Raw genomic sequence first — 10,122 nt, forward strand, 5'->3', positions numbered from 1 at the left:
GAGCTTTTATGACCCAAGAGGAACTTGACGCGCTTATGGCGGGCGGATTAGAGGATGATTTAGGTGATACTAAAGATGCCAGCCAAGAGATCGCGGACGTCAAAGAGGAAACAGACGAGGTAGCAGAAGTTGCAAAGGCAATGAGTGCTAAAGCAGATGAGCCACAAGTAAAGTCAGAGAGTAGCTCAAAACAGAGCGAAAACTACAGAGTGAGCGCAGACGGCGTTTGGCCACCACCACCACCGACTGAAGACCATAAAATGGTGCATCAACTTGACGATGTAACAAGAGATAGCGAAGAGAAAGCTACTCAGATGTTTGACAAGCTTGAGACGATAAATAACTTTTTTATGGACGCTGAGAGCGACTCAAACAGCCTAAAAGATGCGATAAACTCAAACGTTGAACTATTTACGACACTAAGTGAGAAATTTCCAAATATTGCCGCATTTAGCGAGGCTTTGGAGAAAAACAACGCACTTCTTGGCACGATCGATAATATCATCTCAAATTTACAAATGGGACAAGATGAGATCATGATGGCTATGGATATGATGCAGTATCAAGACATCCACAGACAAAAGATCGAACGTGTTATCAACGTTATGAGGGCGCTTAGCAAATATATGAATACATTGTTTGAAGGTCGTATCGATGATGATAAGCGTGTTGGTTCAGCTGTTCATATCGCTGGTGATACAACGACTGAAAACCTTGTCAGCAACGACGACATCGAAGCCTTGATAGAAAGTCTAGGTAAAAAATAGTGCTAAAAAGGCCTGAGCTTTTATCTCCAGCTGGAAATTTAACAAAACTTAAAATCGCCCTTGAATACGGAGCCGACGCTGTTTATGGCTCGGTGGCTAGCTTTTCACTAAGGACTAGATCGGCAAGGGAGTTTAACCTTGAAACATTTAAAGAGGCGATAGACTACACACACGAAAAGGGAAAGAAATTTTATGCGACCATAAATGCCTTTCCTTTTAACTCTCAGATAGAGCCGCTAAAAAGGCACTTACAAACTATCTCAGCGATGAAGCCAGATGCCTTTATCATCGCAACGCCAGGCGTAATGAGCCTAGCAAAAGAGATCGCTCCAGATATCGAGATACATCTCTCAACTCAGGCAAACGTTATGAACGTGCTAGACGCCAAAATTTATCACGACATGGGCGCAAAACGCATCGTCGTGGCACGCGAGATGAATTTAAAAGATGTTATAAAGATAAAAGAGGAAATTCCAACTCTTGACATTGAAATTTTCGTCCATGGCTCGATGTGCTTTGCCTACTCTGGCAGGTGCCTAGTAAGCTCAGTGCAAAGCGGACGTATGTCAAACCGCGGCAGCTGCGCAAATGACTGCAGATTTAAGTATGAACTCTACGCCAAAAACGAAGAGAGCGGCGTGCTTTTCCGCTTAGAAGAGGACGAAAACGGCACTCACATCATGAACTCAAAAGATCTTTGCCTCATCTCACACATCAAAGAGATCGTTGATAGCGGTGTCATTGATAGCTTTAAGATAGAGGGTCGCACAAAGAGCGAGTACTACGCAGCCTGCACGGCAAGAGCCTATAAAATGGCGATAGATGATGCTATGGATGATAAATTTGACGCGCAAATTTATGAAAATGAGATAAATACGCTGAAAAATCGTGGCTTTACGGACGGCTACTTGGTGCATAGACCTTATGAGCGAACCGATACGCAAAATCACACGAGCAGCCTAGAAGAGGGCACTCATCAGGTAAATGCCATAAGTGAAGATGGTGAGTTTTTTAAATGTAAATATAAAATTTTCCCAGATAAGAGCTACGAGATCGTGGCGCCAACTGGCTCACACATAGTTGATAGTGAAAATGAAATTTCTAAGGTCTATTCGCAAGATGGCAAGAAATTTATCAAATTTAAGCAACTCATCACCAAAAAAGGCAAGGTCATGAGCGAAATTCACAGCGGCAATGAAAATGAGATAAACCTTGGCGTTAAGCTGCCAAAATTTAGTTTTTTAAGGGAGAAAATATGAAATTTGTTTCTATTATAATGGGAAGTAAAAGTGACTATGAGATCGTTAGCGAGGCAGCAAAGACTCTGGAGAAATTTGGCGTAAAATATGAACTGATAATCAGCTCAGCCCACAGAAGCCCAAAAAGAACTAGCGAATACGTCGCAAATGCCGAGAAAAAGGGCGCAAAAGTCTTTATCGCAGCTGCTGGTATGGCGGCTCACCTAGCTGGAGCGATCGCTGCAAACACAACAAAGCCAGTGATCGGCATACCAATGGCAGGATCGGCTTTAAGCGGCGTTGATGCACTTTACTCAACTGTGCAAATGCCAAGTGGCATGCCAGTGGCGACCCTAGCTATCGGCAAGGCTGGCGCAATAAATGCAGCCTATCTTGCGGTGCAAATTTTAGCCCTTGAAGATGAGGGGCTAGCAAGCGCGCTAAAGGCCGACAGAGAGGCAAAGATAAAGGCTTTAGAGGAAGACTCTTCAAAGGTTGAAGTGATACTATAAAAGGAGAAGCGGTGCAGACCTATCTTGGAGTTGATGAATTTTGCAAACTTGTGCACTTGGAGCGCGAAGTTATCGAGGATATGATAAATCGTGGCGTTTTAAAAACCAAAGAGGAAAACGGAGAAATTTTGATAGAAGCGAGCGAGGGAACGATGAGCGTGGTGCCTAGTGTTTCGCAAAATTTATCCTTGCAGCCACAAAGCCAAGATGGTTTTAGCTTTGTGGAAAAGACGATTGGCACGATACTAAATTTACACGAAAAGGTGCTTGACGCAAAAGATGAGACGCTTGAAACCTTAAGAAATGAGAATAAATTTTTAAAAGAGGCGCTCATTTCGATGCAAGAGCTCTATGACGAGGATAGAAAAACGGTCGAAACGCTTACAAAACAGCTTAAAATTTCACAAGATGAAGTTGAATTTTTAAAACGAAAATACAAGCTCATGTGGAACCAAGCGGTTGAAAATTTTAACGGACAAAAGTAGTTTATGAAGATTATAAATTTAGATGATAGCTTTGAAATTTACGGAGTAAAAACTCGCACTAAAAATGAAGATGAAATGGACGGCAACGGCAAAATTCCAGCTTTATGGTCCAAATTTATGAGTGAATACTATGATGGCAAGAGCGAAATTTATAGCGTTTACTGCAATTACGAAAGCGATTTTAATGGACATTACGATAACTTTATCGGCACAAGATCACGCCAAAAGGGTGATGAAAATTTAGATATACAAAGCGGAAAATACGCTCTTTTTAGCTTTGCAAATGAGCCGCAAAATGTTGCAAAATTTTGGGGTGAAATTTGGAGATATTTTGAAAATAGTGAGCTAAAAAGAACCTATAAAACAGACTTTGAAAAATACCTAAAAGACAAAATAGAAATTTATATATCAATAAAATAAAAGGCAAAAAATGACATTTTCACAAATAATACTAACGCTTCAAAACTATTGGCAAGAGCAAGGCTGCGTCATACTTCAGCCATACGACATGCCAGCAGGTGCGGGCACATATCATCAAGCGACATTTTTAAGAAGCCTTGGACCAAAGCCATGGGCGACAGCATACGTAGCTCCAAGTCGCCGTCCGACTGATGGCAGATACGGCGAAAACCCAAACCGCTTAGGTGCTTACTATCAGTTTCAAGTACTCATAAAACCAAGTCCAGAAAACATCCAAGAGCTTTATCTAAAAAGCCTTGAAAGACTTGGTCTAAATTTAAAAAATCACGACATCCGCTTTGTCGAAGACAACTGGGAGAGCCCTACACTTGGCGCTTGGGGACTTGGCTGGGAGGTCTGGCTAGATGGCATGGAAGTGACGCAATTTACCTATTTTCAACAAGTTGGCGGCATCGCATGCGAGCTCATATCTGGCGAAATAACATACGGTCTTGAGCGCTTAGCTATGTATCTACAAGATGTAAATAGCGTCTATGACATCGTTTGGGACGACTCTAATGGCAACATCGTAACCTACGCCGATGTGCATAAGCAAGGCGAGTATGAGTGGAGTAAATATAACTTTGAAGTGGCAAATGTTGATATGCTTTTTAACCAGTTTGAAAATGCATTTAACGAGTGCAAACGCTGCTTGGAGGCTAAAATTTCACTGCCAGCTTACGACTACTGTATGCTTGCAGCTCATACATTTAACGTCCTTGATGCGCGCGGAGCGATCAGCGTTACGCAAAGGCAAGACTACATCTTAAAAATTCGCGAGCTTGCAAAAGAGTGCGCGCTAACATATAAAGAGAGCTTAGAGTAAAAGTAAAATTTGATGAAAATAGCTGAAATTTATAAAATCTTGGATGAAATTTGCCCATTTGCGAGCCAAGAGTCTTGGGACAATAGTGGCCTGCAAGTCGGCTCATTTGATAGCGAATTTGAGCGAATTTATCTAAGCCTTGATATTGATAGCGAGCTTTTGCAAAATGTCTTGCCAAACTCGCTCATCATCACCCACCATCCGCTCATTTTTAAAGGGCTAAAGAGCCTAGACTACAGCCTCTATCCAAGCTCGCTCATAAGAGAGATGATGATAAAAAATATCTCGCTCATCTCACTTCATACAAACGCTGATCTTGCATTTTTAAATGAAAAATTTGTAACGCAGGTTTTGGGGCTTGAAATTTCAAGCAAAGAGGGCTTTTTGATCTACGCTGATGTGAAGATGAAATTTAACGAGCTTTGCAAATTTGTAAAAGAAAAACTTGGGTTAGAAAATTTAAGAGCAGTTTATGCAAAAGATGAAATTTCTAAAATTTGCATCTGCACTGGAAGTGGTGCAGATCTTATGCAAGATGTCAAAGCAGACGCCTTTTTAACGGGCGATCTAAAGTATCACCAAGCCCTTTACGCAAAGGAAAATGGACTAAATTTGATCGATATAAACCACTATGAAAGCGAGCGTTATTTTAGTGATTTTTTAGCAAAATATTTGCAAAATCTAAAAATTGAAGTTATAATAAGCAATTCTAAAAACCCATTTACATATTGCTAACAAAAAAAAGGAAACATTATGAATAAATATTTGCAACAATTAGTTGAATTATCTGATCTTGACAAACAAATAGATGGTTTCACTCCGCGCATACAAGAAGTAGAAAAAGCCTATAAAAGTATAGAAGAAGAGTGTGAAACCATAGCGGTTAATGTAGAAAGACTTGACGAAGAGGTAAATGATCTAAAATCACAAAAATCAGGCACAAACGCTCACATCGCAGAATTTAGCGCAAAGATCAAAGACGTGGCTAAAAAAAGCTCAAGCGCAAAAAGCGAAAAAGAGATAAAAGCGCTAGGTCTTGAAGAAGATATCGCAAAAGAGCAACTTGAAGCAGCAAACGAAGAGATCGCTAGACTTGAAAAACTAATAGACAATAAAAATGCTCAAAAAGATGAGCTAAACGCTAAAAAAACAGAACTTGAAGGAAATTTAGAAAAGATAAAAAGTGAGGTTTCATCTGAGCTTGAAAAGATCGAAAAAGAGCGCAAAGAGGTTTATGCTAAAAAAGATAAACTTGTCGCTGCGATGAACCAAAAAATCCTAGCATTTTACGAAAAGATCAGAAAATGGGCTCACAACACAGCAGTTGTGCCAGTTAAAAAACAAGCTTGTTATGGCTGCTTTATGCAGATAAATGATAAAACTTTCTCTGCGGTTGTAAAAGGCGAAGACATCGTTACTTGCCCGCATTGTGGCAGAATTTTATATAAACAAGAGCAATAACATATTTCGTGATAATAATATATTATTTTTTAGCCTCAATACTCTATTTTTTTGGGGCTATTTTTCTACTTTTATTAAGTTTCAAAAAAAAATATCATAGATCGATCCCGGCACGTTTTTTTCTCTTTGATAATCCTAAATTTAAAGATGCAGATGTGCATTTTCACGCTTGCTCATTTGGCGAGGTGCAAGCGCTTAAGCCTTTGATGCAAAAATTTGACAGCAAAGCCATAAGCGTTGTGACAAATACGGGCTTTGAAGCGGCAAGCAAAATTTGTGCTAACACGAGATTTTTACCATTTGAAATTTTCTTGCCATTTTGGCTAAAAAAGAGCAAAATTTTAGTCATTTTTGAGGCAGAGCTCTGGCTCATGCTAGTTTTCATGGCAAAGCTAAAAGGCAGCCGCGTGATCCTCATAAACGCTAGAATTTCAGATAGAAGCTATAAAAGCTACTTAAAATTTGGCTTTTTTTATAGATATCTTTTTAAATTTATAGATAAAATTTACGCCCAAAGCGAGCTTGATAAAGAGCGGCTAAAAACGCTAGGAGCAGGTGAGATAGAGGTCGTTGGCAACATAAAAGCTGCGTTTTTGCCAAGTGTGAGTAGAGTTTATGAAAAGCCAAAAGCTAGAGTGATCGTGCTAGCAAGCACACATGCGGGCGAAGAAGAGATGATTTTAGATAATTTAAATTTAAAAGAAAACTATCTTTTAATCATCGCGCCACGCCACCCTGAGAGATTTGCAGAGGTTGAAAAGATTGCAGGCGAGTATGCTAAAAAGCATGATTTTAGCTTTGCTAAATTTAGCCAAAGTCATAAATTTGAAGCTAAAGTAAATTTGCTTGATGCTTTAGGCGAGCTTGTAAATATCTATGCTATTAGCGATGTAGTCGTACTTGGCGGCAGTTTTGTGCCAAATATCGGCGGGCATAATCCAATCGAGTGCGCACAATTTAACCCAGTGATAATTAGCGGCGAGTTTATATTTAATCAAAAGGCGTTATTTAGCCTAGTTGAAAACATCTACATCGCAAAGGCTAGCGAGATCGGCGGCATAATGGGTAGTGACGCCAAAAAGAGCAAGATCGCCGTGCAAGCAAGCGCTGATGCGATCATAGAAGATATAAGGAGCACTTTATGAGTGAAGAAAAAGCGTATAAAATTTTAGCCAAGCAAAAAAATATCTCAAACAACGAGGCAAAGGAGCTAATCGACAGCGGGCTAGTCTATGCCAAGGGGCAAAAGGTGATGATCGCTCGTGCTTTGATGAGTGAAAACACTAAATTTAGTGTCGAAGATATGCCAAAGCCAAGCGTTATCTTTGAAGATGAAAATTTAATAGCAATTAATAAACCAGCCGCCGTAACTAGTGAAAAAATCAGCCAAATGTATAAATTCCCGCTTCTTCATAGACTTGATAAGGATACAAGCGGCGTGCTACTTCTTGTAAAAAATGATGAATTTGCAAGCCTTGCCATAAATGAGTTTAAAAAGATGCAGGTTGAGAAAATTTACGTGGCCGCAGTTAGAGGTATCATGAGCGAAGAAGTGGTCGTAAATGAGCCGATCTTAACGATAAAAAATAAAAATGGCGCCTTTTCAAAGATCTCAAAAGATGGCAAAGAGGCGATCAGTGAAATTTCGCCGCTCATGGTTGTTGGCAAAAAAACGCTGGTAAAAGTTGCCATAAAAACAGGCAGAACGCACCAGATAAGAGTGCATTTGGCTAGTTTAAATTTACCTATCGTTGGCGATGAGAAATACGGCAAAAATAGAGCAAATAGAATGTTTTTACATGCTTATTCTATCGCGCTTTTAGACTATAAATTTAAAGCGCCGATCCCAAAAGAATTTAACTCTCTTGGATTTGAGATATCTAATAAATTTGAAATTTAAAGAGCAATAAAGAAATTATTTAGTAATATACGCCCTTTAATAACAACTTAGAAAGGTGATTAGTGTTCGAACAAATTAGCGAGTCTTTTAGATTAGCCGTTAGTAAGATACGTTTTGTAGATGACGAAAAAGCTCTAAAAAACGCACTTGACGTGCTCAAAAAAACTCTTTTAAAAGCTGATGTTCATCACAAAGTCACTAAAGATCTACTCGCGTCTATCGAAAGCGAACTAAAGCAAACTGGCGTTGGTCAAAAGAATTTCTTAGATGCGATCAAGTCAAATTTAACGACTATCTTAACAGCTCCTGGCAACCAAGGCTTTGTCTATGCGCCAGTTGCACCGACTATTGTTTTGATGGCTGGTTTGCAAGGTAGTGGTAAAACAACGACAACTATCAAGCTTGCAAACTATCTAAAACTAAGAAAGAAAAAAGTTTTAGTTGCGGCCTGCGACTTGCAAAGATTAGCAGCGGTTGAGCAACTAAGACAGCTCTGTGTTGCAAATGAGATAGATCTTTTTTATATAGAAAATGAAAACAACCCTATAAAAGTAGCAAAAGAGGCATTAGAAAAGGCAAAAAGTGGCCTTTATGATGTACTTTTAGTGGATACCGCTGGTCGTCTTGCGATCGATGAGAAGTTGATGCAAGAGATAAAAGATGTAAAAAATGCGATAAATCCACATGAAATTTTCTACGTAGCTGACGCTATGAGCGGACAAGATGCTGTAAAGACAGCTACAAGCTTTAATGAAATTTTGGGAATTTCTGGAGTTATTCTTTCTAAATTTGACTCTGATTCAAAGGGCGGCATAGCTATTAGTATCGCAAAACAGCTAAATATCCCACTTAGATTTGTCGGTACTGGCGAGAAAGTAGCTGATATCGAGAGCTTTATACCAGACCGCATCGTAAGCCGTATAATGGGCGAGGGTGACTTAGCCACTTTGGTTGAGAAAACATCGACTATTATAGATGAAAAAGAGGCAAAACGTCTAAATCAAAAGATAAAAAAGGGTCAGTTTAACTTTAATGACTTTTTAGATCAAATGGAAAGCGTTAAAAAGCTTGGTAGCATGAAGTCTTTGATGGGGATGATACCTGGACTTTCAGGTCTTGCAAATCAGATAAAAGATATAGACCTTGATAATTCAAAAGAAATTTTGCATATTAAGGCTATGATAAATTCTATGACGCAAAAAGAGCGTGAAAATCCAGACCTTTTAAATAATAGCAGAAAAAGGCGTTTAGCAGCTGGCTCTGGACTATCTCAAGTAGAGGTAAATCGCTTTTTGAAGCAGTTTGAAAATGCCTCAAAGCTTGCTAAGAAATTTTCGGGAAAAGGCGGAGCAAAAGGACTTGCAAATATGCTTTCACAAGCAAATTTAAAAAGACCTGTTTGATAAAAGGGTTTAAATTTGGATATTTGTTATCTAAATTTAAGCTTTATTTAAAACAAGAGGAGAATATAATATGGCAACAGTAGTAAGACTAACAAGAATGGGACGTAAAAAAAGACCTTTTTATCGTATAGTTGTTACAGATAGCAGAAAAAGACGCGATAGCGGTTGGATAGAGAGCATTGGTTATTACAACCCTATGGTTGAGCCAAATGTTATAAATTTCAACAAAGAGAGATTGGATTACTGGAAAAGCGTCGGTGCTAAACTTAGCGACAGAGTTGCGCAAATTACAAAATAATGGTTGAAAATTTTTTATACGAATACGCCAAGCTGATAGCTGATTTTCCTGAAAAGGTAACTATCGAACGTCAAGAGCTTGGTGAAAATTTTGTCGAGATCATCATAAGTGCCGATAAGGTTGATACTGGAAAACTTATCGGTAAAGACGGCAAAATGATAAATGCTATAAAGACCGTTATTATTGGCTGTAAAGCCAAAGACAATACAAGTTATAGAGTAACGGTAAAAGCTATTGAATAGTGATATTGTTGAAGTCGCTACCATCGGGAGATGTGTTGGTTTAAAAGGCTATTTAAAGCTTCACAACAAGAGCGACTTTCCAGAACAATTTAAAAAAGGCGCAACCTTTTTTGATAAAAACGATGATCAGCTCATTATAAAAGACTATAAGAGGCAAAAAGAGCTGGTTTTGTTTGAAAATTTTGATGACTTAGACCTTGCTAAAACACTCGTAAATAGAACTATCTATACCACAAAAGAGCTTACTAGAAAAAACTGCAAACTAAAAAAAGATGAATTTTTTCAGTTTGATATCATTGGATTAAAAGTCGTAGAAAATGGTGAAATTTTGGGTATTGTAGAAGATATTCAAGATAATTTTGCAAACTCACTTTTATACATAAAAACTGATGAAGTGCTTATTGCGGCTGGTAAACCAAAGAATTTCTACATTCCATATTTGGGGCATTTTATCGAAACTGTAAATTTGGATAGTAGAGAGATTTTGGTAAAAGGTGCTAGAGACATCTTAGAAAATTCATGAAATTTACA

The 10,122-nt window shown here is 38.6% G+C and carries 14 protein-coding genes; all 14 read left to right on the plus strand.

Translation table 11 applies throughout. The annotated features are described in order from the left end of the window. The first annotated feature begins 8 nt into the window (after positions 1–8). Entirely contained in the window at positions 9–767 is a 759-nt protein-coding gene (locus tag F3G98_RS03445; RefSeq protein WP_103607709.1) for a chemotaxis protein, read from the plus strand. Beyond that, positions 767–2,026 carry a peptidase U32 family protein gene (locus F3G98_RS03450; protein ID WP_149725748.1) on the plus strand — a complete coding sequence of 420 codons (1,260 nt, stop codon included), beginning with the start codon at positions 767–769 and terminating at the stop codon, positions 2,024–2,026. Before F3G98_RS03445 ends, F3G98_RS03450 begins: the two co-directional genes overlap by 1 nt. Further along, positions 2,023–2,517 (plus strand): 5-(carboxyamino)imidazole ribonucleotide mutase, encoded by a 495-nt coding sequence (purE, locus tag F3G98_RS03455; RefSeq protein WP_021084425.1) that lies wholly within the window; start codon positions 2,023–2,025, stop codon positions 2,515–2,517. The genes F3G98_RS03450 and purE overlap by 4 nt, the downstream gene beginning before the upstream one ends. An 11-nt stretch (positions 2,518–2,528) precedes the next feature. Then, positions 2,529–3,002, plus strand: a complete 474-nt coding sequence (locus tag F3G98_RS03460) for a DUF3972 domain-containing protein (RefSeq protein WP_002942132.1) — start codon at positions 2,529–2,531, stop codon at positions 3,000–3,002. A gap of 3 nt (positions 3,003–3,005) precedes the next feature. Then, positions 3,006–3,422, plus strand: coding sequence for a GyrI-like domain-containing protein (locus F3G98_RS03465; protein WP_149725749.1), 417 nt, complete (start codon positions 3,006–3,008; stop codon positions 3,420–3,422). Positions 3,423–3,432: 10 nt separating this feature from the next. Then, the gene (glyQ, locus tag F3G98_RS03470; RefSeq protein WP_002941957.1) at positions 3,433–4,287 is read left to right on the plus strand and encodes a glycine--tRNA ligase subunit alpha; all 855 of its coding nucleotides are present in this window, start codon (positions 3,433–3,435) and stop codon (positions 4,285–4,287) included. 12 nt (positions 4,288–4,299) lie between these two features. Beyond that, on the plus strand, positions 4,300–5,022 hold the full coding sequence (locus F3G98_RS03475) for a Nif3-like dinuclear metal center hexameric protein (protein WP_103607712.1): 723 nt from the start codon (positions 4,300–4,302) through the stop codon (positions 5,020–5,022). Between the two features lie 18 nt (positions 5,023–5,040). Next, positions 5,041–5,748 (plus strand): zinc ribbon domain-containing protein, encoded by a 708-nt coding sequence (locus F3G98_RS03480; protein ID WP_002941798.1) that lies wholly within the window; start codon positions 5,041–5,043, stop codon positions 5,746–5,748. An 8-nt stretch (positions 5,749–5,756) separates the two neighbouring features. Beyond that, positions 5,757–6,893, plus strand: coding sequence for a lipid IV(A) 3-deoxy-D-manno-octulosonic acid transferase (gene waaA, locus F3G98_RS03485; RefSeq protein WP_103607713.1), 1,137 nt, complete (start codon positions 5,757–5,759; stop codon positions 6,891–6,893). Then, on the plus strand, positions 6,890–7,648 hold the full coding sequence (locus tag F3G98_RS03490; RefSeq protein ID WP_103607714.1) for an RluA family pseudouridine synthase: 759 nt from the start codon (positions 6,890–6,892) through the stop codon (positions 7,646–7,648). The genes waaA and F3G98_RS03490 overlap by 4 nt, the downstream gene beginning before the upstream one ends. Before the next feature lie 62 nt (positions 7,649–7,710). After that, positions 7,711–9,051: a signal recognition particle protein gene (ffh, locus tag F3G98_RS03495; protein ID WP_103607715.1), complete on the plus strand. Its 1,341-nt coding sequence runs from the start codon at positions 7,711–7,713 to the stop codon at positions 9,049–9,051. Between the two features lie 70 nt (positions 9,052–9,121). Then, positions 9,122–9,349, plus strand: a complete 228-nt coding sequence (rpsP, locus tag F3G98_RS03500) for a 30S ribosomal protein S16 (protein ID WP_009293992.1) — start codon at positions 9,122–9,124, stop codon at positions 9,347–9,349. Next, positions 9,349–9,591: a KH domain-containing protein gene (locus F3G98_RS03505; protein WP_009293991.1), complete on the plus strand. Its 243-nt coding sequence runs from the start codon at positions 9,349–9,351 to the stop codon at positions 9,589–9,591. Before rpsP ends, F3G98_RS03505 begins: the two co-directional genes overlap by 1 nt. Then, positions 9,584–10,114, plus strand: a complete 531-nt coding sequence (gene rimM, locus F3G98_RS03510) for a ribosome maturation factor RimM (protein WP_103607716.1) — start codon at positions 9,584–9,586, stop codon at positions 10,112–10,114. Before F3G98_RS03505 ends, rimM begins: the two co-directional genes overlap by 8 nt. Positions 10,115–10,122 lie beyond the last annotated feature (8 nt).

Source organism: Campylobacter concisus (assembly GCF_902460895.1).
In the GTDB taxonomy this organism is placed as follows: Bacteria; Campylobacterota; Campylobacteria; order Campylobacterales; family Campylobacteraceae; genus Campylobacter_A; species Campylobacter_A concisus_BC.

Bases quoted from the DNA above. Each gene is read 5' to 3' on its own strand.
- F3G98_RS03445 (WP_103607709.1), top strand. From the start codon at position 9: ATGACCCAAGAGGAACTTGACGCGCTTATGGCGGGCGGATTAGAGGAT.
- purE (WP_021084425.1), top strand. From the start codon at position 2,023: ATGAAATTTGTTTCTATTATAATGGGAAGTAAAAGTGACTATGAGATC.
- F3G98_RS03465 (WP_149725749.1), top strand. From the start codon at position 3,006: ATGAAGATTATAAATTTAGATGATAGCTTTGAAATTTACGGAGTAAAA.
- glyQ (WP_002941957.1), top strand. From the start codon at position 3,433: ATGACATTTTCACAAATAATACTAACGCTTCAAAACTATTGGCAAGAG.
- F3G98_RS03475 (WP_103607712.1), top strand. From the start codon at position 4,300: ATGAAAATAGCTGAAATTTATAAAATCTTGGATGAAATTTGCCCATTT.
- F3G98_RS03480 (WP_002941798.1), top strand. From the start codon at position 5,041: ATGAATAAATATTTGCAACAATTAGTTGAATTATCTGATCTTGACAAA.
- F3G98_RS03490 (WP_103607714.1), top strand. From the start codon at position 6,890: ATGAGTGAAGAAAAAGCGTATAAAATTTTAGCCAAGCAAAAAAATATC.
- rpsP (WP_009293992.1), top strand. From the start codon at position 9,122: ATGGCAACAGTAGTAAGACTAACAAGAATGGGACGTAAAAAAAGACCT.
- F3G98_RS03505 (WP_009293991.1), top strand. From the start codon at position 9,349: ATGGTTGAAAATTTTTTATACGAATACGCCAAGCTGATAGCTGATTTT.